General features: G+C 62.8%; 29 protein-coding genes and 1 pseudogene. 6 read left to right on the top strand and 24 right to left on the bottom strand.

The window, feature by feature from the left end:
- Positions 1-185 precede the first annotated feature (185 nt).
- The 6 genes from I6F35_RS03820 to I6F35_RS03845 form a co-directional block, all read right to left on the bottom strand.
- Positions 186-737, bottom strand: a complete 552-nt coding sequence (locus I6F35_RS03820) for a hypothetical protein (protein WP_225116304.1) — start codon at positions 735-737, stop codon at positions 186-188.
- Between the two features lie 161 nt (positions 738-898).
- A complete protein-coding gene (locus I6F35_RS03825) occupies positions 899-2,506 on the bottom strand; it encodes a class I adenylate-forming enzyme family protein (protein WP_225116305.1) in 1,608 nt (535 codons plus the stop codon).
- A 222-nt stretch (positions 2,507-2,728) separates the two neighbouring features.
- On the bottom strand, positions 2,729-3,550 hold the full coding sequence (gene panB, locus I6F35_RS03830) for a 3-methyl-2-oxobutanoate hydroxymethyltransferase (RefSeq protein WP_225116306.1): 822 nt from the start codon (positions 3,548-3,550) through the stop codon (positions 2,729-2,731).
- Between the two features lie 2 nt (positions 3,551-3,552).
- Positions 3,553-4,137: an NnrU family protein gene (locus I6F35_RS03835; RefSeq protein WP_225116307.1), complete on the bottom strand. Its 585-nt coding sequence runs from the start codon at positions 4,135-4,137 to the stop codon at positions 3,553-3,555.
- 206 nt (positions 4,138-4,343) lie between these two features.
- Complete coding sequence (locus I6F35_RS03840; protein ID WP_225116308.1) at positions 4,344-4,946, bottom strand: hypothetical protein; 603 nt, start codon at positions 4,944-4,946, stop codon at positions 4,344-4,346.
- A 332-nt stretch (positions 4,947-5,278) separates the two neighbouring features.
- Entirely contained in the window at positions 5,279-6,898 is a 1,620-nt protein-coding gene (locus I6F35_RS03845; RefSeq protein WP_225116309.1) for a peptide chain release factor 3, read from the bottom strand.
- A gap of 156 nt (positions 6,899-7,054) precedes the next feature.
- Here I6F35_RS03845 and sugE point away from each other — a divergent pair, with 156 nt between their 5' ends.
- A complete protein-coding gene (gene sugE / locus I6F35_RS03850; protein ID WP_225116310.1) occupies positions 7,055-7,369 on the top strand; it encodes a quaternary ammonium compound efflux SMR transporter SugE in 315 nt (104 codons plus the stop codon).
- Here sugE and I6F35_RS03855 read toward each other — a convergent pair whose 3' ends face one another.
- The 7 genes from I6F35_RS03855 to I6F35_RS03885 all read right to left on the bottom strand — a co-directional run bounded on the left by I6F35_RS03855 (position 7,370) and on the right by I6F35_RS03885 (position 13,937).
- Entirely contained in the window at positions 7,370-8,374 is a 1,005-nt protein-coding gene (locus I6F35_RS03855; RefSeq protein WP_225116311.1) for an inorganic phosphate transporter, read from the bottom strand.
- Between the two features lie 9 nt (positions 8,375-8,383).
- A complete protein-coding gene (locus tag I6F35_RS03860; RefSeq protein WP_225116312.1) occupies positions 8,384-9,028 on the bottom strand; it encodes a DUF47 domain-containing protein in 645 nt (214 codons plus the stop codon).
- A gap of 251 nt (positions 9,029-9,279) precedes the next feature.
- Entirely contained in the window at positions 9,280-10,248 is a 969-nt protein-coding gene (locus I6F35_RS03865; RefSeq protein ID WP_225116313.1) for a branched-chain amino acid ABC transporter permease, read from the bottom strand.
- A 1-nt stretch (position 10,249) separates the two neighbouring features.
- A complete protein-coding gene (locus tag I6F35_RS03870) occupies positions 10,250-11,113 on the bottom strand; it encodes a branched-chain amino acid ABC transporter permease (protein ID WP_225116314.1) in 864 nt (287 codons plus the stop codon).
- 67 nt (positions 11,114-11,180) lie between these two features.
- Positions 11,181-12,401: an ABC transporter substrate-binding protein gene (locus tag I6F35_RS03875; RefSeq protein ID WP_225116315.1), complete on the bottom strand. Its 1,221-nt coding sequence runs from the start codon at positions 12,399-12,401 to the stop codon at positions 11,181-11,183.
- Between the two features lie 41 nt (positions 12,402-12,442).
- A complete protein-coding gene (locus I6F35_RS03880) occupies positions 12,443-13,189 on the bottom strand; it encodes an ABC transporter ATP-binding protein (protein ID WP_225116316.1) in 747 nt (248 codons plus the stop codon).
- Positions 13,182-13,937 carry an ABC transporter ATP-binding protein gene (locus I6F35_RS03885; RefSeq protein WP_027579584.1) on the bottom strand — a complete coding sequence of 252 codons (756 nt, stop codon included), beginning with the start codon at positions 13,935-13,937 and terminating at the stop codon, positions 13,182-13,184. The genes I6F35_RS03880 and I6F35_RS03885 overlap by 8 nt, the downstream gene beginning before the upstream one ends.
- 332 nt (positions 13,938-14,269) lie before the next feature.
- On the opposite strand from I6F35_RS03885, the gene I6F35_RS03890 reads away from it, so the two are divergent.
- A complete protein-coding gene (locus I6F35_RS03890) occupies positions 14,270-14,872 on the top strand; it encodes a hypothetical protein (RefSeq protein ID WP_225116317.1) in 603 nt (200 codons plus the stop codon).
- A 201-nt stretch (positions 14,873-15,073) separates the two neighbouring features.
- Entirely contained in the window at positions 15,074-15,571 is a 498-nt protein-coding gene (locus I6F35_RS03895) for a DUF417 family protein (protein WP_225116318.1), read from the top strand.
- Between the two features lie 91 nt (positions 15,572-15,662).
- Here I6F35_RS03895 and I6F35_RS03900 read toward each other — a convergent pair whose 3' ends face one another.
- The 6 genes and pseudogenes from I6F35_RS03900 to I6F35_RS03925 form a co-directional block, all read right to left on the bottom strand.
- Positions 15,663-15,995, bottom strand: coding sequence for a cupredoxin domain-containing protein (locus tag I6F35_RS03900; RefSeq protein WP_225116319.1), 333 nt, complete (start codon positions 15,993-15,995; stop codon positions 15,663-15,665).
- Positions 15,996-16,020: 25 nt separating this feature from the next.
- Positions 16,021-16,539 carry a DUF4142 domain-containing protein gene (locus I6F35_RS03905; protein WP_225116320.1) on the bottom strand — a complete coding sequence of 173 codons (519 nt, stop codon included), beginning with the start codon at positions 16,537-16,539 and terminating at the stop codon, positions 16,021-16,023.
- Between the two features lie 94 nt (positions 16,540-16,633).
- Positions 16,634-17,316: pseudogene (locus tag I6F35_RS03910) on the bottom strand (RNA polymerase sigma factor).
- Positions 17,317-17,395: 79 nt separating this feature from the next.
- Positions 17,396-17,761 carry an ArsC family reductase gene (locus tag I6F35_RS03915; RefSeq protein ID WP_225116321.1) on the bottom strand — a complete coding sequence of 122 codons (366 nt, stop codon included), beginning with the start codon at positions 17,759-17,761 and terminating at the stop codon, positions 17,396-17,398.
- An 85-nt stretch (positions 17,762-17,846) separates the two neighbouring features.
- On the bottom strand, positions 17,847-18,350 hold the full coding sequence (locus tag I6F35_RS03920) for a cytochrome P460 family protein (RefSeq protein WP_225116322.1): 504 nt from the start codon (positions 18,348-18,350) through the stop codon (positions 17,847-17,849).
- A 19-nt stretch (positions 18,351-18,369) separates the two neighbouring features.
- Positions 18,370-19,416, bottom strand: a complete 1,047-nt coding sequence (locus I6F35_RS03925) for an alpha/beta hydrolase (protein ID WP_225116323.1) — start codon at positions 19,414-19,416, stop codon at positions 18,370-18,372.
- A gap of 158 nt (positions 19,417-19,574) precedes the next feature.
- Between I6F35_RS03925 and I6F35_RS03930 the strand changes: the two genes are divergently transcribed.
- Positions 19,575-21,116: a winged helix-turn-helix domain-containing protein gene (locus I6F35_RS03930; protein ID WP_225116324.1), complete on the top strand. Its 1,542-nt coding sequence runs from the start codon at positions 19,575-19,577 to the stop codon at positions 21,114-21,116.
- 12 nt (positions 21,117-21,128) lie between these two features.
- Here the strand turns inward: I6F35_RS03930 and I6F35_RS03935 are convergent, their stop codons facing one another.
- The 5 genes from I6F35_RS03935 to I6F35_RS03955 all read right to left on the bottom strand — a co-directional run bounded on the left by I6F35_RS03935 (position 21,129) and on the right by I6F35_RS03955 (position 24,341).
- Positions 21,129-21,563, bottom strand: coding sequence for a DUF1801 domain-containing protein (locus I6F35_RS03935; RefSeq protein ID WP_225116325.1), 435 nt, complete (start codon positions 21,561-21,563; stop codon positions 21,129-21,131).
- 28 nt (positions 21,564-21,591) lie between these two features.
- A complete protein-coding gene (locus I6F35_RS03940; protein ID WP_225116326.1) occupies positions 21,592-22,086 on the bottom strand; it encodes a DUF1801 domain-containing protein in 495 nt (164 codons plus the stop codon).
- Positions 22,087-22,104: 18 nt separating this feature from the next.
- Positions 22,105-22,536, bottom strand: a complete 432-nt coding sequence (locus I6F35_RS03945) for an SRPBCC domain-containing protein (RefSeq protein ID WP_225116327.1) — start codon at positions 22,534-22,536, stop codon at positions 22,105-22,107.
- Positions 22,533-22,856 (bottom strand): metalloregulator ArsR/SmtB family transcription factor, encoded by a 324-nt coding sequence (locus I6F35_RS03950; protein ID WP_225116328.1) that lies wholly within the window; start codon positions 22,854-22,856, stop codon positions 22,533-22,535. Before I6F35_RS03950 ends, I6F35_RS03945 begins: the two co-directional genes overlap by 4 nt.
- Before the next feature lie 162 nt (positions 22,857-23,018).
- The gene (locus tag I6F35_RS03955; RefSeq protein ID WP_225116329.1) at positions 23,019-24,341 is read right to left on the bottom strand and encodes a dicarboxylate/amino acid:cation symporter; all 1,323 of its coding nucleotides are present in this window, start codon (positions 24,339-24,341) and stop codon (positions 23,019-23,021) included.
- Positions 24,342-24,563: 222 nt separating this feature from the next.
- On the opposite strand from I6F35_RS03955, the gene I6F35_RS03960 reads away from it, so the two are divergent.
- Positions 24,564-25,433, top strand: a complete 870-nt coding sequence (locus tag I6F35_RS03960; RefSeq protein ID WP_225116330.1) for an SDR family oxidoreductase — start codon at positions 24,564-24,566, stop codon at positions 25,431-25,433.
- Between the two features lie 211 nt (positions 25,434-25,644).
- Positions 25,645-26,427, top strand: coding sequence for an alpha/beta hydrolase (locus tag I6F35_RS03965; protein ID WP_225116331.1), 783 nt, complete (start codon positions 25,645-25,647; stop codon positions 26,425-26,427).
- Positions 26,428-26,476 lie beyond the last annotated feature (49 nt).

The raw sequence follows: 26,476 nt of genomic DNA on the forward strand, positions 1-26,476 counted from the left end.
AACTCGATTGGACCTGGAAAATGACGGAAAATGCCGCCGGTCCCGCAAGTATTAAATATTAAATAGCGATGGCCGGATTAAATTGCCTAGATCACCGCCCAGCTAATCGGACCTGCCCATAAAAGCCTGTCCGAGGGAGTAGCGCAACCGCAATGACGCCTTCGGCCCGTATCCGATTTCCAAGTTCACATCAGCCCTGTCGTTAGGCTGCTTGAGGCCAAACCCTGGTCGACACTCGCCGCAGGTGCCCGCTTCAACGTTCCCCCGTGAAGGACCCTGCCATCCGGCGACGCAACCTCGATCAGTTCTGCGCTGAGGAAAGCATGTTGATCGGGTCTGAAGTCGAAACCGTGGTTGCCGCTTCCAAGGTTGGCTGTTTCGAGATCCTGTCGATAGCGGTCGGCCAGAACGCTACCGGCCAGTCTGCCATCAAAATAGACTTCCACGCGAAGCGGGATTTCCGGATGGTCGACACACTGAGCCCAGCCGGCGATCGAGTGAGGCTGCATACGATCGACGCAACCTCGCAGCGTTCCGCTCTTCAAGATATGCTGGATGCCGTCTTCGATCGCGGCGAGATCTTGCTGGCACAGCTCACGTGACAGCGCGAGGCTATAGTGATCCGTGTCGAGCGCGCGAGACAACAGTTTCTCCCGGTGAGCCTTCATCTCCAGGAGCGCGGTCACACCCTTCAGTCTGACATAAGCGCTGACGACTTGCTGGATTCCCTGGTTCATCGCCTTGCGAAATCCTTGAAAGATCGTCTGGAAAATATGCCTCGCCTGCCAGGCGGGGACAAGCCTGTCCCGACGAGCAAGGGCATTCGGTGCGGGGCAGGTTTGCGATCGCGGCGGCGCGAGGGTTCGTCCCGCGTCGCAGGCCGCTTTCCGCCCCCGCCTCACGCCGGCGCTGTCAGACTCGCCGCAAATGCCTCCCGCAACTGCCGCTTGATCACCTTGCCGTTGGCGTTGCGCGGCAACGGATCACGCGTGATCGTCATCGTCTCAGGCACCTTGTAGTCGGACAGCCGCTCGGCGCACCAGGCGCGCAAGACTTCGGAGCCGACTTCGTCGCGGGTCACCACCACCGCATGCACGCGTTCGCCCAGCACCGGACACGGCTTTGCGATGATCGCGCTCTCGACGACGGCGGGATGGCCCGCCAGCACCGACTCGACCTCGGCGGAATAGATCTTGAGGCCGCCGCGGTTGATCATGTCCTTCTGGCGGTCGAACACACGGACAAAATCGCGCTCGTCGATCGAGCCGAGATCGCCTGAGTGCCAGAAGCCCGCAGTGAAGCTTTCCGCTGTCGCCTTCGGATTGTTCCAATAGCCCCGGATGACCGAGCCGCTGCGGATCCAGATCTCGCCGATCTCGCCGCGTGGCAGTTCGCGGTGATTGCCATCCATGACGACGATCTCGGCGCCCGGGCACGGCAGGCCGACGCTGTCGATATGCGCGGCGGTCAGTTCGCCGGGCATCAGCGTCGAGGGCGACGTGGTCTCGGTGGCGCCGTAGCAATTGGCGAGCTTCAATCCGGGTATCTTTGCCTCCAGTCGCTCGATCGTCGCGACCGGCATCGGCGCGCCGCCGAAACCGCCGATGCGCCAGCTCGAAAGATCGTAGCTGTCGAAATCCGGCTGCAGCAGACAGAGATTGTACATCGCCGGCACCATCACCGTGTAGGTGACGCGCTCACGGGAGGCGACCTTCAGATATTCCGCCGCCTTGAACTCAGGCATGATGATCAGCGCGCCGCCGCAGCAGGCCATGGTCGTGATATTGGCCACCGCGCCGGTGACATGCGCCAGCGGCACCGCCGCGATCGAGCGATCCGCCGCCGTCAGCTTCAGGCACGACACGAACACCATCGAGGAATGGATGATGTTGCAATGCGCGAGCATTGCGCCTTTCGGCCGCCCGGTGGTGCCTGATGTGTAGAGGATCATCGCCGTATCCTCTTCGTTGACCGTGGCGGGCGCCTGCGATGGCGCATTGTCCAGCAGCGTCGCGAATTGCGATGCGCTGTCGTCGCTGACCGAAATCCGATGCTTCAGGTCAGGGACGTCGGCCGCGCCAGGCACACGCTCCGCAAGCGCCGCTTCATGAATCAGGAGCCTGGCGCCGCAGTCACTCAGGACATAGGCGATCTCGGGCTTCTGCTGTCGCGTCGAGAGCAGCACGGTCACGAGGCCGGCATGCGCGGCTGCGAACATCGTCAGCACGAATTCAATGCGATTGCCGAGCAGCACCGCCACCCGATCGCCGGCGCGCAAGCCGAGCTTCTGCAATCCGGCCGCGACTTGTGCGGACTGCCGCACCACCTCGCGCCAGCTCATCCGCCTGTCGCCGCAGATCAGCGCCTCGCCGTCAGGGTTCCTGGCAGCGGCCTCCGATATCATCGCCCAGATGCTCTTCGGCCGCTCGCAAAACACCGGCACGACGCGGTCGCCGAAGCGCGCCTCGAGCCGCATGTCCGGAATCGAATGCCCTGACCAGTCCATCACCGTGTCCTACAGGTTTGTTTCACGTCTCCCGGAATGGCGGGACGTGCTTCCTCACGCGCTGTCATTCCGGGGCACGCGTAAGCGTGAGCCCGGAATCCATTCCACCGCAAAGTTTGCCGCCCGATGGATTCCGGGCTCGCGACTTCGTCGCGCCCCGGAATGACGGCGGAGGGAACGCAACGTCCATCGCCGAGCAACTCGGTATGACTTCGCCAACCTCTAGCTCTTCTTCATCTCGTAGACATGCTCGGGTCCGGGGAATTTGCGCGCGCGGACGTCGGCGGCGTAGCCTTCGATGGCGGCTTCGATCGAGGGTCCGAGATTGCCGTAGCGGCGGACGAATTTCGGCGTGCGCGGCGACAGCCCGAGCATGTCCTCGAGCACCAGCACCTGGCCATCACAGGCCGCGCTCGCGCCGATGCCGATGGTGGGAATGGCGATCGCCTGCGTGATCCTGCGCGCGAGCGGCTCGGCCACCGCCTCGATCACAACCGAGAAGGCGCCGGCTTCGGCAATTGCTTTCGCATCGTTCTCGATCGGCGCCCAGCCTTTCTCATCGCGCCCCTGCGCGCGGAACGAACCGAGCGTGTTGATCGATTGCGGCGTCAGTCCGATATGGCCCATCACGGGAATGCCGCGCTCGGTCAGGAACGCCACCGTCTCCGCCATGCGGGCGCCGCCTTCGAGCTTCACCGCGCCGCACTCGGTCTCCTTCAAAATCCGCACTGCGGAATGAAACGCCTGCTCCTTCGACGCCTCATAGGAGCCGAACGGCATGTCCACCACAACCAGCGCGCGCTCTGAGCCGCGCATCACCGCGCGTCCCTGCAGGATCATCATCTCGAGCGTCACCGGCACGGTGGTCTCGAGCCCATGCATGACGTTGCCGAGAGAATCGCCGACCAGGATGACGTCGCAGTAGCGGTCGACCAGCGCCGCAGTATGCGCGTGATACGAGGTCAGCATCACGATCGGCTCGCCGTTCTTGCGGCCGAGAATATCGGGTGCGGTCTTGCGCTTGATGGCTGATTGCACGGACATAATTAAGCTCCAACGACGGGGACGCCGATCACGACCGGATGGAACGCGAATGCGAGCGCCACGTAAGCGATGACGCCGACCGCGACCGCGATCGCATCGTTGCCGGGGCCGCCGACCGGAATTGGCGGGGCACCCGCATCGGCGCGATGTTTCAGGGAGATCCGATCGAACACCGCCCAGGCCAGGAACGAGCCGAACAGGATGATCGAGCCGAGATCGCCATTGGCGAGCAGATGCGCGGCCGCCCATAATTTGATGCCGGAGAGCATCGGATGTTTCAGGGTCGTGTAGATGCGGCCACGGATGTAGGACGCCACCACCAGGATCACGGCCGGCAGCATCAGCGCGATGGTGATGTGCTTCAGGAACGTCGGCGGATACCAGACGTCGATCCAGCCGGTCGCGCGGTAACGGGCAAATCCCCAGATGATCAGCGCCAGCCCGATCGCGGAGACCAGAGAATAAGCGATCTTGTAGCCGCCCTCACCCACGGCATCGATGAGGCGCGCGCGCAGGTCGCGCTGGGTCGTGAGGGAGTGGACGCCGAAGAACAGGACCAATCCCAGGATCATCACCAGCAGTCCCACGGTGTCCCTCCCTCGGCGTGGTGCGGTTTATCGACCTCGCGTATCATTTTGGGGGCAGGTTGTGCAATGCGTCAGGGGGCGCCACCGTCATTCCGGGATGGCCCGAAGGGCCAGACCCGGAATCTGGAGTTGATATGCACGCAGGCTAACCTCTGGATTCCGGGTTCGCGGACTTTGTCCGCGCCCCGGAATGACACGCGACGGAGCTACGGCTTCTCCGCCTGCTTGCTCAATTCGCGATTGTCGACATAGCGGATCGCAATCGGGCGGCCGGCGAGCGCGCCGCCGAGGCCGCTGCTGAATTTCAGCGGCAGGCAGGATTTCAGCGATGCGTTGATCGCGTTGAGATAGGTGGTGCGGGTATCCGCCGGCACGCCAGTGGTCGCAAAGGTCATGCGGGGCGTGGCGATCATTTCGCCGGAGCGCTTGAAGCTGAAGCGCACCGACATCTGCATGCCCTCGCGCGCGTCGTCGGCCGGCGGCGGCGTCCAGCAGGAGCGCAGCGCGGCGAAGAGATCGCCGATGGTATCGAGATCGTGATCGGGCTTCTTGTATTTCTCGGCCTGGTCCTGCGGCGGCACCGTCAGGACCGTGACCTGCAGGTTCTGGCCATAGGGATAGTCCATCTCGGGGATGCACGGCCCATGGTTGAACACACTGCAATAGGACGGTGTGCAGGGTCCCTCGTCGAGCACGCTGCAGGGCGTATGCGCGAACGGCACCGGGTTGGTCTGCTGCCGCTCCGCGGCGCGACCCGCGGAAACTCCGAGGACGATGAATGCGAGGCAGATCACGACGCGTCGCAGCATGAAGCAAGCCCTTTGGATGCCGCCCCTGGGAAAATGAGGGTGGCAAGCGGCGTCATCAAGCTGGCGCGTGTTCACTTCCTTGCGTGCGCGGCTGGTTCCGCACATACCGCCGTCGTCGCCCGACTTGATCGGGCGACCCAGTATTCCAGAGGCAGTAGTGCTTAACCGAAAGGCCGCGGCGTACTGGGTCCCCCGCCTTCGCGGGGGACGACAGATGTAGTTGCAGATGTAGGTGGGCAAAGGCGCATTTGCGCCGTGCCCCACCATTCACACTCCGCTCGCGATGGTGGGCACGCTTCGCTTTGCCCACCCTACGCAGGGCGACGCCGCCATTACGCCTTCCGCTTGACGTCCTTGACGTTGGAGAAGGTGATGCCCTCGGCTCGCTCCTGGGTGTAGCCGAGATAGAACTCGTTCCTGGCCATGAACACGGGATCGCCGTCGACATCGTCGGCGATGCCGGAGCTGTTGGCGGCGATGAACGCATCGAGCTTCTTGCGGTCGTCGGAGGAAATCCAGCGTGCGAGCTGGAATTCGCTGACCTCGAACTCCACAGGCAACGAATATTCGGCATCCAGCCGCGCCTTCAGCACGTCGAGCTGCAGCGGGCCGACCACGCCGACCAGCGCGGGCGCACCGTCGCGCGGGCGGAACACCTGCACGACGCCCTCCTCCGACATCTGCTGCAAGGCCTCCTTCAGCTTCTTCGCCTTCATCGCGTCGGTCAGCCGCACGCGGCGGACAATTTCCGGCGCGAAGCTCGGGACGCCGACGAAGGTCAGATCCTCACCCTCGGTGAGCGTATCGCCGATCCGCAGCGTGCCGTGATTGGGAATGCCGACGACGTCGCCGGCGAAGGCCTCGTCCGCGACCGAGCGATCCTGCGCGAAGAAGAACTGCGGGCTCGACAGGCTCATGTTCTTGCCGGTGCGCACCAGCTTTGCCTTCATGCCGCGGCTGAGCTTGCCCGAGCACAGCCGGGCAAACGCGATGCGGTCGCGATGGTTCGGATCCATGTTGGCCTGGATCTTGAACACGAAAGCGCTCATCCGCGGCTCCGATGCCTCGACCTTGCGCAGGTCGGAATCCTGCGCGCGCGGCGCCGGCGCGAACTGCCCGAGCCCTTCCAGGAGATCGCCGACGCCGAAATTGCGCAGCGCGCTACCGAAATAGACCGGCGTCAGATGGCCCTCGCGGAACGCGGCGAGTTCGAACGGCTTGCAGGCTTCCGACACCAGCGCCAGTTCGTCCTTGATCTCGGTGACGTCGAGGTTGGGATTGCGACCGGCGAGATCGGCGATGTCGATCTGTTCGGCCTGCCCGGTCTTGGCACCGCCGCCCTCGAGCAGGCGTACGCCGCCGTTCCTGACGTCATAGGTGCCCATGAAATCGCGGCCGCGGCCGACCGGCCAGGTCATCGGCGTGGTGTCGAGCGCCAGCGTCTTCTCGATCTCGTCCAGGAGCTCGAACGTGTCGCGGCTCTCGCGGTCCATCTTGTTGATGAAGGTGATGATCGGAATGTCGCGCAGGCGACATACCTCGAACAGCTTTCGCGTGCGCGCCTCGATGCCCTTCGCAGCGTCGATCACCATGACGGCGGAGTCGACCGCGGTCAGCGTGCGGTAGGTGTCTTCCGAAAAGTCCTCGTGGCCCGGCGTGTCCAGAAGGTTGAACACGTGGTCCTGGAACTCGAAGGTCATCACCGAAGTGACCACCGAGATGCCGCGCTCGCGCTCGATCTTCATCCAGTCGGACCGCGTGTTCCGCCGTTCGCCCTTGGCCTTGACCTGCCCCGCGAGGTTGATGGCGCCGCCGAACAGCAGCAGCTTTTCCGTCAGCGTGGTCTTGCCGGCGTCCGGGTGGGAGATGATGGCAAAGGTGCGCCGCCGCGCCACTTCATCGGCAAGCGGGGAACGGGACGGCGATTCGGCTGTCAGAGCGACATCGGACATGGCGGGGAGCGTTTGGCAGGGAAACCAGTGTCAATCAAGCCTATTTGGTGATTGTGGAACGCAACGGCCAGTCCCATATCGATGGTGGGAAGGACGACCTTTCTTTTTCACCATGTCAACCGCGGGGACGACCCTGCCCAATTTGGAGGGGTCGTCATGGCCTGGACCATCCTGTTCGTCGCCGGTCTGATGGAGATCGGCTGGGCGATCGGGCTCAAATATACTGAAGGTTTCACAAAGCTCGTTCCGTCGGTGCTAACGCTCCTGAGCATGCTCGGCAGCATCGTCTTGCTCGGGCTGGCACTGAAAACGCTGCCGATCGGAACCGCCTATGCGGTGTGGACCGGCATCGGTGCGGTCGGGACAGCGGCGCTCGGCATCATCCTGTTCGGCGAGCCGGCCACCGCGCTTCGGCTGTCGAGCATCGGGCTGATCGTAGCCGGTATTATCGGGCTCAAATTGGTTACCTGATCAGCGCAACGCCATCACCGCCCAGTAAGTCGCCGCCGCAACCGCGGCGGCGGCCGGAATGGTGATGACCCAGGCATAGACGATCGAGCTTGCGACGTTCCAGCGCACCGCCGAGACCCGGCGAGCCGCGCCGACGCCGACGATCGCGCCGGTGATGGTGTGGGTGGTGGAAACGGGAACCCCGAGGAAGGTCGCCATGAACAGGGTTGCCGCCCCGCCGGTCTCCGCGCAAAAGCCCTGCATCGGCGTCAACTTGGTGATCCGCAGGCCCATGGTGCGGACGATGCGCCAGCCGCCCATCAGGGTGCCCAGCGCCATCGCCGCCTGGCAGGCCAGCACCACCCAGAATGGAATGTGAAATTCCGCGCCGAGATGCCCCTGCGAATAGAGCAGCACACCGATGATGCCCATGGTCTTCTGCGCGTCATTGCCGCCATGGCCGAGCGAATAGAGCGAGGCGGAGGCGAATTGCATGACACGGAAAGCGCGGTCGACCGCGAATGGCGTCGAGCGCACCGACAGCCAGGACACGATCGCGACCAGTAACAGCGCCAGCAGGAACCCGATCAACGGCGACAGCACGATCGCGAGCAGCGTCTTGGAGAGCCCGCTCCACACCGCCGCCGAGATCCCTGCCTTCGCCATGCCGCCGCCGACCAGGCCGCCGATCAGCGCATGCGAGCTCGACGAGGGAATGCCGAGCGCCCAGGTGATCACGTTCCAGACGATGGCGCCGGCCAGCGCGGCGAAGATCACGGTGGCGTCGACGACCTCGGGCTCGATGATCCCTGTGCCGATGGTGTTGGCGACATGCAGCCCGAACACCATGAACGCGATGAAATTGAAGAACGCCGCCCAGAACACCGCGAAATGCGGCCGCAGGACACGCGTCGAGACGATGGTCGCGATCGAATTCGCAGCGTCATGCAGGCCGTTCAGGAAATCGAACAGCAGGGCGACCGCGATCAGGATCACCAGGATCGGAAGACCAAGCGTAGCGTCCACGTGACCTACCTAGACCTGCTCGATCACGATCGAGTTGATCTCGTTGGCGACGTCGTCGAAGCGGTCGGCGACCTTTTCGAGATGATCGTAGATCTCGGCGCCGACGATGAAATCCATGGTGTTGGCGTCGCGGTGCTTGAGGTAGAGCTCCTTCAGCCCGATGTCGTGGAGATCGTCGACCCGGCCCTCGAGCTTGGTCAGTTCTTCCGTGATCTGCGTCAGCATCGAGACGTTGCTGCCGATCGACTGCAACAGCGGCAGCGCGCGCCCGACCAGGTTGGCGCATTCCACGATCAGGGTCCCCATCTCGCGCATCGGCGGCTCGAATGCGCGCACCTCGAACAGCACCACCGCCTTGGCGGTCTGCTGCATCTGATCGACGGCGTCGTCCATGGCGGTGATGAGGTTCTTGATGTCGCCGCGGTCGAACGGCGTGATGAAAGTGCGCCGGACGGCAGTCAGGACCTCGCGGGTGATATTGTCGGCATCATTCTCGAACTGGTTGACACGCTGGCAGTGGACCGGTGTCTCCTCCCCGCCCTTCAGCACGTCCTGCAGCGCCATCGCGCACTGGACGGCAGTCTTGGCATGCCGGGCGAACAGGTCGAAAAATCGCTCCTCCTTGGGCAAAAAGGCTCGAAACCAGCGCAACATAGGGTCAAATTCCATCGTTCCGGGATTACCGCCCCGCGATCCGTCACAAAACTGTCATAGAACATTCTGTGCAGGGACGGCCAGCGCTTCGCCGGCGGAACCGGGTCATCCACCGCTTTGTGGGGTGCTCGCCACGCAACGCTGTCGTAGCCCGGGTGGAGCGAAGCCTAACCCGGGACATCTGCACCAACGTTGACGAACGACCCCGGGGTTACGCTGGCGCTCCACCCGGGCGGCTACGAAGACGCGCCCTACAGCGAGCGTCTCAGCAGGCGCGCGAGCTCGCCGATGATGCCGCGACGGAAGGTCAGCACGCAGGCAACGAAGATGACGCCCTGGATCACCGTCACCCACTGGCCGTAGCCAGCCAGATATTGCTGCATGGCGATGATGATGAAGGCGCCGACCACGGGACCGAAAATGGTGCCGAGGCCGCCGACCAGCGTCATCAGCACGATCTCGCCCGACATCGACCAGTGCACGTCGGTCAGCGAGGCGTTCTGCGCCACGAACACCTTGAGCGAACCGGCAAAGCCGGCGAGCGTGCCCGACAGGATGAAGGCGAGCAGCTTGTAATGGTCGGTCTTGTAGCCGAGCGAGATCGCGCGCGGCTCGTTCTCGCGGATCGATTTCAGCACCTCGCCGAACGGCGAGTTGATGGTGCGGTAGATCAGCAGGAAGCCGCCCAGGAACCCGGCGAGCACGACGTAATACAGCACCGTCGGCTTGGAGAGGTCGAAGACGCCGAACAGATAGCCCTGGGGAACGCCCTGGATGCCGTCTTCGCCATGGGTGAATGGCGCCTGCAGGTAGATGAAATAAAGAAGCTGGGACAGCGCCAGCGTGATCATCGAGAAATAGATGCCCTGCCGGCGGATCGAGACGTAGCCGGTGATGACGGCAAGCACGCAGGAAGCGGCCGTTCCGACGATGATGCCGAGCTCCGGCGGCAATGCCCACACCTTGAGCGCATGCGCCGAGACGTAGCCGGCTGTCCCTAAGAACATCGCATGCCCGAACGACAGCAGGCCGCCGTAGCCGACCAGGAGGTTGAAGGCGCAGGCGAGCAGCGCAAAGCACAGCGCCTGCATCACGAAGAACGGATAGATGCCTGTGAGCGGCACGATGGCCAGCAGAACCGCCATCAGGCCAAAGGCGACCATCTCGTCGCGCATCGCGCGCGGCGTGATCGGCAGGGTGTCGTCGGTGAGTGCTGACATATCAGGCCGCCCGTCCGGTCAGTCCCGTGGGCTTCACAAGCAGGACCAGCACCATCAAGACGAACACGACGGTGTTGGAAGCCTCGGGGTAGAAATATTTGGTCAGTCCCTCGATCACGCCGAGCGCAAAACCGGTGATGATCGATCCCATGATCGATCCCATGCCGCCGATCACGACCACCGCGAACACGACGATGATGAGATCGGCGCCCATCAGCGGCCGCACCTGGTTGATCGGCGCCGAAAGCACGCCCGCGAGTGCCGCAAGCCCAACGCCGAGGCCGTAGGTCAGCGTGATCATCCGCGGCACGTTGATGCCGAAGGCACGCACCAGCGTCGGATTTTCGGTGGCGGCGCGCAGATAGGCGCCAAGCTGCGTCTTCTCGATCAGGAACCAGGTCGCCAGGCATATCACCAGCGAGAACACCACCACCCAGCCGCGATAGATCGGCAGGAACATGAAGCCGAGATTCATGCCGCCGCGGAGCGCGTCGGGAATCTGGTACGGCAGGCCGGACGAGCCGAAATAGTTCTGGAACACGCCCTGGATGATCAGCGCGATGCCGAAGGTCAGGAGCAGGCCATAGACGTGGTCGAGCCCGGAGAGCCATTGCAGCATGGTCCGCTCCAGGATCATGCCGAAGATGCCGACCACGATGGGCGCGATGATCAGCGCCCACCAATAACCGATGCCGGCGATGTTGAGCAGGAAATAGGCGCAGAAGGCGCCCATCATGTAGAGCGCGCCATGGGCGAAATTGATGATGTTGAGCATGCCGAAGATCACGGCAAGCCCCAGGCTGAGCAGCGCGTAAAACGAGCCGTTGATCAGTCCCACCAGTAGCTGTGCGTAGAGAGCCTGCATGGCTTTGGCCTTCGCCCCTTCCCCCCGAATGGAGCCCGCCGGCTTTACCGCCGGCGGGCGATGATAGTTACTTCTTGAGCAGCGCGCACTTGCTTTCGGAAAGCGGCGTGAACGCCTGGTCGGCCGGAACGGTGGCGACCAGCTTATAGAAATCCCACGGCCCCTTGGACTCCGAGGGCTTCTTCACCTCGAACAGGTACGCCGGATGGATGGCGCGACCGTTCGGCTGGATCTCGCCCTTGCCGAACAGATCATCCTCGGTCGGGATCGACTTCATCTTCTCCACGATCTTGGTGCCGTCATGCGGATTGCCGCCGAGCGCTTCGAGCGCCTTGAAGTAGTGACGCAGGCCCGCATAGACGCCCGCCTGGACCATGGACGGCATGGCGTGCCCCTTCGACCGCTCCGAGAACCGCTTGGAGAAGGCCCGGGTCTGGTCGTTCATGTCCCAGTAGAAGGTCTCGGTAAAGTTCAGGCCTTGCGCGATATCAAGCCCAAGCGCCTTGACGTCGGTGAGGAACAACAGAAGCGCCGCAAGCTTCTGGCCGCCGGAGACGATGCCGAACTCGGCGGCCTGCTTGATCGAATTGGTAGTGTCGCCGCCCGCATTGGCAAGGCCGATGATCTTCGCCTTGGACGATTGCGCCTGCAGCAGGAAGGACGAGAAGTCCGACGTATTGAGCGGATGCTTGACGCTGCCCAGCACCTTGCCGCCGTTGGCGGTCACGACGGCCGTGGTGTCGCGCTCCAGCGCAGCGCCGAAGGCGTAGTCCGCGGTGAGGAAGAACCAGGTATCGCCGCCGGATTTCACCAGCGCCTGCCCGGTGGAATGCGCCAGCATGTAGGTGTCGTAGGTCCAATGCACCGTGTTCGGCGTGCACTGGGCGTTGGTCAGGTCCGAGGTCGCCGCGCCCGAGTTGATGTAGACGCCGTTCTTCTCCTTGACGACGTTGTTGACGGCGAGCGCCACGCCGGAGTTCGGCACGTCGACGATGACGTCGACCTTGTCGACATCGAACCACTGCCGCGCGATGGTCGAGCCGATGTCCGGCTTGTTCTGGTGGTCGCCGGAGATGACGTCGATCTTCCAGCCCTTGGCGAGCAGCCCGGAATCCTCAACAGCCATCTGCGCCGCGAGCGTCGAGCCGGGCCCGCCGAGGTCGGAATAAAGCCCGGACTGGTCGGAGAGCGAGCCGATCTTGACGGTCTTGTCCTGGGCGAGCGCGAGGTTGGCCGAGGCGAACGTCAGGGCGGTGCCGAGCAGCAGCGCCGAAATCCTGTTCTTCATATGACGATTGTCCTTCTTGCTTTTCTTGATGTCGGCAAATGTCAGACGCCGAGATAAGTGTGGAGCTTGTCCATGTTGGCGGAGAGCTCTGAATTGGCAAAACCGTCGATCACCTTGCCGTGCTCGACAATGTAGTAGCGGTCAGCGACCGTCGATGCGAAACGGAAATTCTGCTCGACCAGCAGAATGGTAAACCCCTCCGATTTGAGCCGCGCGATGGTGTGGCCGATCTGCTGAATAATGACCGGAGCGAGCCCCTCGGTCGGTTCATCCAGCATCAGGAAGCGTGCGCCGGTACGCAGGATGCGCGCGATCGCGAGCATCTGCTGCTCGCCGCCGGAGAGCTTGGTGCCCTGGCTCGCAAGGCGCTCCTTCAGGTTCGGAAACAGATCGAAGATCTGGTCGAGCGACAGGCCGCCCGGCCGCACCGTCGGCGGCAGCAAAAGGTTTTCGCGCACGTCGAGGCTCGCGAAGATGCCGCGCTCCTCAGGGCAGAACGCAACACCCATCCGCGCGATCCTGTCGGACGACGCGCGGATGATCTCCTGGTTCTCGAAGCGGATCGAACCGGAGCGCTTGCCGATGATTCCCATCACCGATTTCAGCGTGGTCGTCTTGCCGGCACCGTTGCGCCCGAGCAGCGTGACCACCTCGCCGGCATTCACATGGAAATTGATGCCGTGGAGGATGTGGGATTCGCCATACCAGGCCTGGAGGTCCTGCACGGCCAACACTTTTGCTTCCGCGGGCTTTGCGGCCGCGGCTTCGGCCATTTTCAGCTCAGGCATGACCGGCTCCCAGATACGCTTCCTTCACGCGCTCGTCCTTGGAGAGGTCGGCATAATGGCCTTCGGCGAGCACCTGCCCTCGCGTCAACACGGTGATGATGTCGGAAAGGTTCGCCACCACCGAGAGGTTATGTTCGACCATCAGGATGGTGTATTTCGCGGAGATGCGCTTGATCAACGCGGCGATCTTGTCGATGTCCTCATGGCCCATACCGGCCATCGGCTCGTCCAGCAGCATCATCTCCGGGTCGAGTGCGATCGTCGTTGCAATCTCAAGGGCGCGTTTGCGGCCATAGGGCATCTCGACGGCGGGAGTGTTGGCGAACTCGCTCAAGCCGACGTCGTCGAGCAGTTCGAGTGCGCGGGCATTATAGCGGTCGAGCACGCTTTTCGAGCGCCAGAAATCGAAGGAATTGCCGTGCTGGCGCTGCAAAGCGACGCGGACATTCTCCAGCGCCGTCAGATGTGGAAAAACCGCCGAGATCTGAAACGAGCGCACCAAGCCGAGACGCGCGACGTCGGCCGGCGGCATCGCCGTGATGTCCTGTCCCTTATATGTAATCCGGCCGGCGGAGGGCTTTAGGAATTTTGTCAGGAGGTTAAAGCACGTCGTCTTGCCGGCGCCGTTAGGCCCGATCAACGCATGGATGCTGCCGCGACGCACCTTCAATGCAACGTCGCGTACGGCGAAGAAACCCGCGAATTCCTTGGTTAATCCGTGGGTCTCGAGAATGAACTCGTCGGCCAAATAATTTCCCCCGTCGGCACCGCGCTTCCCGCGCGTGGCCAATTTTTTCCTGATCCGGTTGGTTTCCCGCGACCCCGGAAATCCATCCTGGACCGCCGCCTCCGGCGGCGGAATATGCCGATGCGACAAGGGTTAGGCAAGGCGGAAAGCTGGGCATAGAGGACGCACCCACATCGGTTCCGTCTTCTCCCATAGTCGAATTGCCGCCACACCCGAATTGTCGCTTCGGAAAGCCGCCATTAACGGTGTTTTGCTGCGCAGCCAAGCCTTCATAGAATATTTCCGCGTCAAGCGGATGCTCTGGCCATTGATCCTGGGGCGGATTCTCGACCTTGGAATTTCAGAGCGCCAATTCATCGATCGTGAAATCGATCCGGCAGCGCGATCTGCTGAACGCCTGGCTCAGGCTGTACGCCCGTGACCAGTCGACGCCGCGCGCCGCTGAGTACGAGCCGGAGCGGCTCCAGGAAGAAGAGCTCGACCTCGTGCACTACACGGTCGAGGCCGAACGGCAGCCGCCGCGGTTGACGATCCAGAGTGAAGGCACGCGGATGGCGCACGCCTACGGCCACACCGGAAAGGGCCGCGCTCTCGACGACTATATCGGGCCGCGCCTCGCGCCGATCGTGATGCCGGCCTATTACGCCTGCATCGCGCGCGGCCTGCCGGTCTACACGATTGCCCATATCGACGACATCTATGGACGGCTGGTCGCCTATGAGCGGCTGCTGCTGCCATTCGGCGAGGACGGCCACATCACCCGCATCATTGCCTCGCTGAAGACGATCTGCGAGGACGGCCATTTCGAGATCAAGAACCTGATGCGCGGCGGCGACAAGCTGCCGGTGCCAAAGCTGCATGCGGTGATCGATCGCGATCTCTTCCATCGAACTCCGGGCCGCATCACACCCGCCGACGTGCTCGAATTCGACTGACCCTTCCGTGGAATTTGGGAGTGACGACCCGAGGACGGATTGCCGAATGTCCGTGTAGCTTCGCCGATCAGCCAAGACTTTCCGCCACACACATCATTGTGAGCAGGCGACTGGTAACGACCCTCCTGCCCGTGCGTAAATGCAGTGAGGAACGCGTATCTGCGCGCCAGCCGAAATCAATATTCGTCGGGAAGGAAAGAAATGACGCACAAGACACCATCTTTCAATGTCGCTGAGAATGGAGGCGGATCTTATCGTTTGCTGGCGATCCTCCGCTGGGTGATGGTCATCATCTTCGTATCGTTCGGCATGCAAAAATTCACGTTGCAGTCGGCACAGGGCATCGCTCAGTTCATCAGCAACAGTCCATTCATTTCATGGCTGTCGATCTTCGGCCTCAGGGGAGAAGCGTATTTCCTCGGTGCTGTCGAGTTTGCGATTGCAGCCTTGCTTGTGGCAGGCGCTTTCAGCCCGCTCCTGTCAGCCGTCGGTTCGTTGATGGGCGCAGTCACCTTTGCAATCACCTGGTCGTTCTTCTTCACGACGCCCGGGGTCGTCAAATGGAGCATATCGACTGACCCGATGGCCTGGAATTTGACCGGCGAATTTCTGTTCAAGGACATCGTCCTGCTTTGCGTCTGTGCTGTCCTGTTCCTCGCCTCATTGCCGCAGTCTCTTGTAAGATCGCGGACTGTCTAGAGCTCCGCGCAGTTGCGATGACCTTTCAATGCCGAGGACTGATCTGATGCGAGGGTCAGTCGCAGTCGGGACGAGGTTCAGGAATCTGCAGTCACCGCGACGGCTCACCACCAATCTTGAGCACCGCCTTCATGTTGGGATGGAAGCGGCAGTAATAGTCGACGGTGCCGGCCTTCCTTAGCACGTAAGTCACCGTCTTCTTCGGCGGCATCATCACATCGAAATCGCCGTTCTTTGCGGTCGCAGTGTGCGCGATCACGTCCCGGTTCACCAATTCGATGGTATCGCCGACCTTGGCCGTGGCCTCGGCCGGCGAGATCTCCAGGTTCTCCATCACGACCGTGATCGTCGCCGCATGCGCCGGGACAGCCATCGCTACAAGGGCAAGCACGCCGGCAATCAGACGAAGGCGTCCAGGCTGCATGGGAAGCTCCGCTACGACAAACTGGTTACTTCAGGCCTGCGGCGACACGCTCGGCATGCTGCTCGTGACCTTGAAACATTTTCAGTCCGGTTTGCAGCAGGCTTTTCAGCTCGGCATTGCTGGCCGACGGGATCAACTTTGTTTCCAGCGCGCCGTTGACCGTCTTGTGATAAGCGACCTCGTTAGCGACGTAGGCCTTGTCGAAGGCTGCGCCGCTGAGTTTGCCGAGTTCGGCTAACTTGTCGGCCGCCTGCTTCGACAGCGCCTTGCTGGTGTCGTTATCTTCGGGAGCGACATTGAGTTTCTTGACGAGGTCAAGCGCCTGCTTGTTCACGGCCTCGTGGTCGCGCACCATGCCTTCCGCGAACGCCTTGACATCCTTGTTGCTGGCCTTCGTCAGCGCCTGCTTGGCCGCCGCAATGTCGATGTTGCCGGCGGCGTAGGCGATATGGGCGATCTGCGGATCGGTGAGCTTGCCTTCGGCAAGCGCCGGCCCGCTTAACAACATGACAGCGGCGATCGCCGCTCCTAGTTGAGCGAACATGTCCGACCTCCTGTGGCGCCGCAGCGTTCCCGGCGGCGCGTTTCGTTTGCACAGGAGTTGGATGGCGATGGCGGGCCGAGGTTCCCGGAATTCTTCAGATGCAGCCGAGCCGTTTCAGCACGGCCTCGGTCAGCAGGTCGCAGCGGCGGCCGGCGAACGGGAACGCCTCCATGATGGCTGGACCAATCTTCTTCTCGACATTGTCGCGCAGCATGGAACGGGCGCGGTGCAGCCGCGTCTTCACCGTCTCAGGCTTCAGGTCGAGAACGTCGGCGGTCTCCTCGACATTCATGCCCTCGATCACGCGCGCGATGAAGACGAGGCGAAAAGCCTCCGGCAGCTCGTCGATCGCGCGCTCGACGACATCATGGATTTCGCGCTGGGCCATCGATTTTTCTGGATCGGCTGCAGTAGACATCACGGGAAACCGGATGACTTGGGCCTCCAGCGCACCTTCTGGCAGTGACGAAATCTGGACGCCGGGCCGGTCGCGGCGCAGCCGTCCCAGTGCCTCGTTCATTGCGATCCGCAGGTCGAAAGGCTGGACTCCCCTCGGAAATCGGTAAGATGCGTGAAGGCCCGAACATAGGTTTCCTGGACGACGTCTTCGGCCTCGCCGTCATTGCGCAGGATGCCGCGCGCCAGCCGGTAGAGCCTGCGGTTGTTGGCTTTCAGGATGGCACGAACGGCTGCCTCGTCGCGAACCAAGGCGCGCTTGACGAGTTCGGCGTCGTCGGCCGCAGTCGACCCGTTTTTGGGAGTGGTAGCCCGTTCCACGGCGTTCTCGCTTCATCTCTCGCAAATCCGAGAGTTAGATGCGGCCAAGCCGGAGAGGTTCCCGGAAATCGTCTACGCCCTACCCCTTGCGGCCGCGCGATTTCACTTCCTTGGCGTAAATGTCTTCCTTGAAGCCGACCAGCAATTTGCCGCCGAGATCGAGCACCGGGCGCTTGATCATCGACGGCTGCGCCGCCATCAGCGCCAGGGCCTTGCGCTCGTTCAGGCCTTCCTTGTCGGTATCAGGCAGTTTCTTGAATGTGGTGCCGGCCCGGTTGAGCAGCGTTTCCCAGCCGACCTCGTCGCTCCATTGCTTCAGCTTGTCCTTGGCGATGCCGGCCGTCTTGTAATCGTGGAAATCATAGGCGACGCCATGGCCGTCGAGCCAGGCGCGCGCCTTCTTCATGGTGTCGCAGTTCTTGATGCCGTAGATGGTGATGCTCAAGGCCATTCCTCGCGTGCGTTGCCGGGAGAAAGTAGCTTCGCGACGGCTGTTGCGCCAGATCGGCGGCCACGCCTCCTGTGAATTCTCAGCGTCCGTAGCGCGTGAAAACGAAATCGTGGTCTTTGGCGTGCGCCTCGTGGCAGGCGAAACAGGTCTTGTGCTGGGCCTCGTCCACGGGCTTGCCATCGACGAACCGGCCAAAACCCCAGCCGCCGGTGGTGGCGTATTTGGCGGAGTCCTTGACCATGACCTGAACGGTCGTGGGCGAGCCCGTGATGAAGGCCCCCTTGAGACCTTCGACCGGGATATGTTTCCAGGCGAGCTTGACGAAGACGGTGCCGTCCGGAAACGGCAGCGCACCGTTCCGACTGGCCTTGACCGCCGTGTCGTTACCGAGGACGCCCCTGAGTTCATCGAAGGCGACCTCCTGCCCGACGGCGATCAGCTTCCAGTCGCGATAGCCGTCGGGAATCCTGACGCCGAAGATCGGCGACGCCCCACCATCGGCAAGGCTCGCGGCGAACGGCGCCGCGGTCGCAGCACACGCCATCATGAGAGCCGCCACAGCCCATTTCAGATTCCGTCGCATCGGTTCGATCCCCGCGCTTTCAGACCTTGGCGACATCGATGACGGCCTCCGCAAAAGCCTGCGGGGCCTCCTGCGGCAGATTGTGGCCGATGCCGCCGGTGATGAGGCGGTGCTCGTACTTGCCGGAGAACTTCTTGGCGTAGGCGCTCGGCTCCGGATGCGGCGCGCCGTTGGCGTCACCTTCCATGGTGATGGTCGGCACTGTGATAACAGGGGATCTCGCGAGCTTCTTCTCCAGATCATCGTATTTCGCTTCCCCTTCGACGAGCCCGAGCCGCCAGCGATAGTTATGGATGACGATGCGGACATGATCGGGATTGTCGAAGGCGGCGGCGCTGCGCTCGAAGGTGGCGTCCTCGAAATGCCACTTCGGCGAAGCGAGCTGCCAGATCAGCTTGGCGAAATCGCGCCGGTACTTGTCATAGCCTTGCTGTCCGCGCTCGGTGGCGAAATAGAACTGGTACCACCATTGCAGTTCGGCCTTCGGCGGCAACGGCATCTTGCCGGCTTCCTGGCTGCCGATCAGGTAGCCGCTGACAGAGACCATCGCCTTGCAACGCTCCGGCCAAAGCGCGGCGATGATGTTGGCCGTGCGCGCGCCCCAGTCGTAGCCGGCGAGCGTCGCCTTCTCGATCTTGAGCGCATCCATCAGCGTCACGATGTCAGCCGCGAGCGCAGCCGGCTCACCGTTTCGCAATGTCGCGTCAGAGAGGAAACGCGTGGTGCCATAGCCGCGCAAATAAGGGATGATCACGCGATAGCCGGCGGACGCGAGTTGCGGCGCGACGTCGACATAGCTGTAGATGTCGTATGGCCAGCCGTGCAGCAGGATCACCACCGGGCCACCGGCAGGTCCCGCCTCGGCATAGCCGACATTGAGGACGCCGGCGTCGATCTGCTTCAAGGGGCCGAACGAGGTGTTCGCGCCCGGTCGTACCGCAGGCGCAGTCGCGTTTTCGGCGCCCTGCGCGTGGGTGGGTCCGATCAGGCCGAACTGGGCGGCAGCGAAGGTTCCGGCAGCAACGCCGAAGAAACGGCGGCGGCTCTCGTTGACATCCTCTGACATGGCAATCTCCTGGTTCGAACTGGCGACCTATTGCCCCTTACCGGTCATGGCCGCTTGGAGATTAGTTGGAGTTATCCTTCAGACGGCTTTGATTTTTGCCTCAGCCGCCTTGTGCTAGGTTCGCCGCGACCCACGTTCCAGCCGGCAGGCCCTGAAATTTGCTTTATCATTTCAATGACTTCGTTCTGGATACCGAGCGCCGCGAGTTGCGCCGCCGCGACCGGCTTGTCGCCGTCGAGCCGCAGGTGTTCGATCTGCTGGAATTCCTGATCCGTTCACGCGACCGTGTTGTCAGCCGCGATGACCTGTTCGCGGCAGTCTGGCGCGGACGCATCGTCTCGGAAGCGACGCTGAGCAGCCGGCTCAACGCCGCGCGCGCGGCGATCGGCGACAATGGCGACGAGCAGCGGCTGATCCGCACGCTGCCGCGCAAAGGCATTCGCTTCGTTGGCGAGGTCCGCGAGCAGGCCGATGACGAAAGCACGAGCTCGCCCGTTGCCGCCTTCGAGGGCCCCTCAATCGCGGTGCTGCCGTTCACCAATATGAGCGGCGATGCCGAGCAGGAATATTTCGCCGACGGGATCGCGGAGGACATCATCACGGCGCTGTCGCGCTGCAGCGGACTGTCCGTGATCGCGCGAAACTCCTCCTTCACCTACAAGGGCAAGGCGGTCGACATCCGGCAGGTCGGCCGCGAGCTCGGCGTCGGTTATGTGCTGGAAGGCAGCGTTCGTCGCGGCGGCGACCGTTTGCGGATCAGCGGCCAGCTCATCGACGCGAGTTCGGCCGCTCATCTCTGGGCTGACCGCTTCGATGGCGACGCCAGCGAGGTGTTCGACCTGCAGGACCGCATCACCGAAAGCGTGGTGGCCGCGATCGAGCCGACGCTGCATCTGGCTGAAGCCGAGCGCCGCCGGTCCTCTCCGCCGAGCCAGCTCGACGCATACGACCTGCTGCTGCGCGCCTACAGCCTTCGTTACGAGTTCACCCCTGAGAGCATTGCGGCGGCGATCAGTCGCCTTGACCAGGCGCTGGCGATCGATCCCGCCTACGCACCGGCAATGGCGGCTTCCGCCTATTGCCACGCGCTGCGTCACTTCCAGGGCTGGGTGCGGCCGGACGAGGACTATCGCAGCACCGCCGTCGCGCTGGCCTGGCGCGCGGTCGAGCTCGCGCCGAATGATGCGCAGGTGCTGTGGATGGCCGCGTTCGCGATCTGGAACATGGCCGACGAGATCGAGCCGGCGCGCGAATTGTTCAGCCGCTCGCTCGCGATCAATCCGAATTCGGCGATGGCCTTGACGCTCGGCGGCTGGATCGAGGCGATGCGCGGCAATCAGCGTGCCGGCCGCGCCATGATCGAGCGGGCGCAGCGGCTCAATCCCCGCGACCCGCGCGGCTGGTTCGCCTCCGGAGCGCTCGCGATCTGCGCCGTCCTGGACGGGAATTTCCCCGAAGCGATCGTCTGGGCCGAGAAGGCGCTGGCGCAAAACCGCCGCTTCGCAGTGGCGCTGCGCGTGCTGACCGTGGCGCTGGTGAAGAGCGGGGAGCGCGACCGCGCCGCACAGGTCGCGCGGGAATTGTTGAAGGTCGAGCCGGAATTTTCGATCGCGGGCTTTCTGTCGCGCATCCCCTTCCCGGTCGAGCCCATGGCGCGGACCTATGCCGAGGCGCTGCGGGCGGCGGGCGTGCCGGAGTGATCGTTACACTTCTCAAGCGCGCTTTGGTTTCTTCTGAGAGAGGTTCAGCGCCACGGCGGCGCGAATGAGCGCCTTCAACGCGGCTTCATCAATCTTGTCGCCCTCATGGATATCGATCGCACGCCTGGTGTTGCCTTCAAGGCTGGAGTTGAACAGGCCTGACGGGTCCTCGAGCGAGGCGCCCTTGGCAAAGGTCATCTTCACGACGCTCTTGTAGGTTTCACCGGTGCAGATGATTCCACCGTGCGACCACACCGGAACGCCTCTCCACTTCCACTCCTCGACCACTTCGGGGTCGGCCTGCTTGATGAGATCTCGGATTCGAGCAAGCGTTTCGCCCCGCCAATCACCCAGTTCCCTAATCCTCGCATCTATCAGCCGAGAGGGAGAGCCGCCCTCTCCTTCCTTCGCGCTGCTCTTCTTCATGGTTGCTGTGGCTTGCTTCATTGTTGTCACTCGTCCTCCCACCGGTCGCTCACATTCGTGCGCCGGGCAATTGGCTGGCTTGCTCCACCCATGCGACGAACTGCACTTCGTCGAGCTCGTCATCCTCACGGATGTCCAGATAACGCGTATCCTTGCTCTTGGATTCACCGGGCGGTACAGGACGCAGCGACGCGCCGCGGAAGAAAGCAACCTTGACGTACTTCGTTAAGCAATGGATCCCGAGGAACCAGCCTTGGCCCTCGACGCCGTAAAACGGCGAATTCCATTTGACCGCCTTGTGCACGCCGGGGACGGTGCGCATGATCAGCGCATCGAGGCGGCGTCCGAGATCGCTTTTCCAGCCCGGCATGGCCGCGATGTAGGCTTGCACCGGGGCATCGCCGTAAGCCTTCGCGATCTGCGGGTTGCCGCCTGCAAGGAGCACAGGCTTTGCCGCCTTGCGAGGCTGCGACCTCGCATCGCCCCGCTTGGCGGCCGCCTTCTTCGCGACCTTCGTTGACTTGCCGGACGTCCTGTTGGCCATTGCGCACACCTGCACGTCTCAATCTGTCCGCGCCAGAATCTGCTCCAGATTCGCAAAGAACTGCTGCCACCCGGCGTGGGCGCCACCATAAGCCTGCTTCTGGTCCGGCCGGAAGCCCGACTGCTCCATGCGCAAATGGGTGCCCGTGCTCGTTGGCGTGAGCGTAAAGGTCACCACGCTCTTTAGATTGAAGGCTGCATCGTCATGGGTAAAATTCCAGGTGTAGGACAGTGCCTTGTTCGGCTCGATCGCGAGCACCTCGCAATCAAGCACGCCGCCCCACTCGCCGCGAAGATTGAAACGATGACCAACGACAGGCCTGAAGTCGTTCTTCATCAGCCACTCCTCGATCAAATGCGGTTGCGTGAGCGCGCGCCAGATCTTTTCCGGCGGATGGGGTATCTCACGTTCCACAATGACAGAGCGCGTTTCGGTCGCAATGTTGGTCATTGATCCATCCTTTTCAGCAAATCTTCGAGGTTGTCGAACCGGCTCTGCCAGAAGCCGGCCATTTGGCTGGTCCAGTCGATCAACGGGGCCAAGGCGCCGAGCTGCGCGCTGTAGTGCGTCTGGCGACCTTCGTGGCGATCACGCACCAGTCCCGCGTGTTTCAGCACCCCGAGATGCTTCGAGACCGCCGGTTGCGAGACCCCGGCCAGAGCCGTCAGAGCCCCGACTGTCTGCTCTCCCTCGCGGCACAATCGCTCGAAGATCGCCCGCCGGGTCGGATCGGCGAGCGCCCTGAAGAGTTCATCGTGCGCGTTCGGCATTTGAGATCGATAACCCGCTGGCTATTGATATATCCATAACCGAATGGATATGGGTTAGTCAAGCGGGTGCACGGAGAACGCGCTCGTTGCTCGAACCGGGGACCGCTGGTGTTGTGGACGCGCTCAGAAGCATACCTCGTCGGCTATGCATCACGAACGGGCCTAGGAGCCTCCGCCCGGCTCGAGTGCCTCGCCGAGTTCGAGCGGGTTTGCCATGGTCTCGTGCAGCTTGGCCTTGTCGAGCTCATCCTCCGAAAGACTGATGACGACGCAGGCGACGCCGTTGCCGATCAGGTTGGTGAGCGCGCGGCATTCGCTCATGAACTTGTCGATGCCGACGAGGATGGCGAGCGACTGGATCGGGATGTCAGGCACGATGGACAGCGTCGCGGCCAGCGTGATGAATCCGGCTCCGGTGACGCCGGACGCCCCCTTCGAGGTGATCATGGCAATGCCCAGAATGCCGAGCTCCTGCCAGATCGTCAGAGGCGTGTTGGTCGCCTGCGCCAGGAACAGCGTCGCCAGCGTCATGTAGATGTTGGTGCCGTCGAGATTGAAGCTGTAACCGGTCGGGATCACGAGGCCGACCACCGAGCGCGAGGCGCCGAGATGCTCCATCTTCTGGATCATCTGCGGCAGCACCGTCTCCGATGATGAGGTGCCGAGCACGATCAAAAGCTCGTCCTTGATATAGCCGATGAAGCGGATGATGGAGAATCCTGCAAGCCGCGCGATCGAGCCGAGCACGATCAGGATGAACAGCGCGCTGGTCAGATAGAAGGTGCCGATCAGCGCCGCGAGATTCCACAGCGAGCCGAGCCCGTAGGCGCCGACGGTGAACGCCATCGCGCCGAAGGCGCCGAGCGGCGCGACGCGCACGATGATGCGGATCACACCGAAGAAGACTTTCGCGGCCTGGTCGATTGCGTACGCAATCGGCTCGCCGGCCTTGCCCATGAAGGCGATGGCGAAGCCCGACAGGATCGAGATCAGCAAGACCTGGAGCAGGTCGCCGCGCGCCAGCGCGCCGAAGAAGCTGTCGGGAATGATCGCCATCAGATGCGAGACGATCCCCTCCTCCTTTGCCTTGGTCACGTAGGTCGCGACCGAATGGGGATCGATCGAGCCAGGGTCGATGTTGAAGCCCTTCCCGGGCTGCAGTGTCCTGCCGACAAGCAGGCCGACCGCCAGCGCCACCGTCGAGACGGTCTCGAAATAGATCAACGCCTTCAGGCCGACGCGACCGACGCGCTTGAGGTCGCCCATCGAGGAGATGCCGTGCACCACGGTGCAGAAGATCACCGGCGCGATCATCATCTTGATCAGCGCGATGAAGCCGTCGCCGAGCGGCTTCATCTCCTTGCCGAGGCCGGGATAGAGATGGCCGAGCAGCACGCCAAGCGCGATCGCGATCAGGACCTGGATGTAGAGGATCTTGTACCAGGGCTGGTGATGGGCGGCGGGGCGAATCGCTTCTGCTGTCATGGGGGCTCTGCGGATGGAGGGATCAAGGTGGCGCCATCATGGAATGCGGTGGCGCTGCGAACAATGCACGTTCCCGTTCATGGTGCCTTGCGGAATAGTCGGCTCTGGTCGCGCCAACGTAGCACGTTTGCGCGGGCATAATCTTTTCAGAAAACCCGATTGCAACGTCACCGGATCATGTGCTGGTGTACCGATGGGCGTGCGTGGCAAGGGATCTGACAGATGGGTGACGATCAAACCTCTGCAAATGCCGGCCCGAGCGACGACGAACTTGCGCGACATCCGACCGTGTTTGCAGCCGATGCGCTGCAGGACTATGTCGTGGTGATCTCCGGCGGCGCCGGCGGCATCGGGCGCGCGGTCGCCTTTCTGTTCGCGCGGCTCGGCGCGCATGTCGCTCTCGTCGGCCGCAACAAGGAAAAGCTTGACGCGCTCGCGGCGCAACTGGCTGGCCGTCACCTGAAAGCCTCCGCGCATGCCGCCGATATAAGAGAGCCGGACGCGGTCGGCGCGCTGTTCGATGCGGTCTGGGCCGCACATGGTCGCGTCAATTGTCTCGTCAACAGTGCGGGCGGGCAATTTCCGCAGGCGGCGATCGATTTCTCGATCAAGGGCTGGAATGCCGTCATCAACACCAACCTCAACGGCACCTGGTACATGATGCAGGCCGCCGCGCAGCACTGGCGCGAACAGAAGGCGCCTGGCAGCATCATCAACATCGTGGTCGTCACCACGCATGGGCTTTACGGCGTCGCACACACGATCGCCGCGCGCTCCGGCGTGATCGGCCTGTCGCGCGCGGTCGCAGTCGAATGGGCGCCGCTGAACATCCGAGTCAATTGCGTCGCGCCCGGCGCGATCGAGAGCGAAGGCTGGAACGTCTACAGCGAACAAGCCCGCGCCGCCTATCCGCGCTCCAACCCGATGATGCGCGCCGGCTCGCCGTGGGACATCGCGGAAGCCTGCGCCTATCTCGCCGCGCCCTCGGGCAGATTCATCACCGGCGAGACGCTGACCATCGACGGCGGCGGTCAACTCTGGGCCGAGACCTGGACCACGGGGAAGCCAGAGTATTTTCGCCGCGAGGAGTGAGTCGCGGGTTTATCGCACGGCGCCCTCGTGACTGGCGCCTGTTACAGCCGTAACGCGAATGTGCCCATCAGTCATCATTTCGAGGTTTTTACATGATATACGTCATACAACATCGCGGAGATTCAAATGTCGCCTCTCCGTCGAGACTAAGTACGGCGGCAGTGAACTGTCACGCTGCATTCGATAAGGTGAATTTATGTCAAGCAAGGGTATGGCGATCGTGGACGACGCTCGCGTCGCCTACCGGGTCCAGGGCCGTGGGCCCGCTATCGTATTGGTGAACGGGACATCCGCCCTTGACGTTCATTGGGGACCGATCATCGAAGAGTTCAGCAAGAGCCGGACCGTCATCAGCCTCGACTATTCGGGCTCGGGAGAAACGACGGACGCCGGCGGAGCGCTTAGCTTGAAGAAGCTCGCCGCCCAGGTCGCCGCGGTCGCCCGAGCAGCCGGCGCGGCGCGCTTCGATCTGGTCGGCCACTCCCTCGGGGCGGCGATTGCAATCCAACTTGCCTCTGCCTCACCCCAATTGGTTCGCTCGCTCATCCTGGTTGCCGGCTTTGCTTCCGGCGCCGAACCGAGGCTGGAGCTGCAATTCAGACTATGGCTCGACCTCGTCCGCCACAACCGAGACGCGTTCACGAGACTGCTCGTGCTCTCTGGCCTGACACCGGCATTCGTCTCCGGCGCCGGTAGCATGACGATTGAGGCCATGATCAGTGGTTACATGTCGGCCGCCAATTGGGACGGAATAGCCCGTCAAATCGAGCTCGATCTCCAAGTCGACGTACGCGCACAGGCCCGACAACTCGTGCGCCCCACCGTCGTGATCGGGTGCGCCCACGACCAGATCGTCACAACGACGCGCGAACTGGCTGACAGCATTCCCGGCGCCGCCTATCGGGAAATAGCCGCCGGCCACCTCGCCTATTTCGAAGCGGCAGGCGAATTCATGGCCGCCGCCAACGACTTTCTTCAGCAACAGCCGAGTTGATACCGTTTCCAGGCAACGAGGCGACCTCGACCTATAAAGGCTGCGCGCC

The organism is Bradyrhizobium sp. BRP22 (assembly GCF_020194175.1).
In the GTDB taxonomy this organism is placed as follows: Bacteria; Pseudomonadota; Alphaproteobacteria; order Rhizobiales; family Xanthobacteraceae; genus Bradyrhizobium.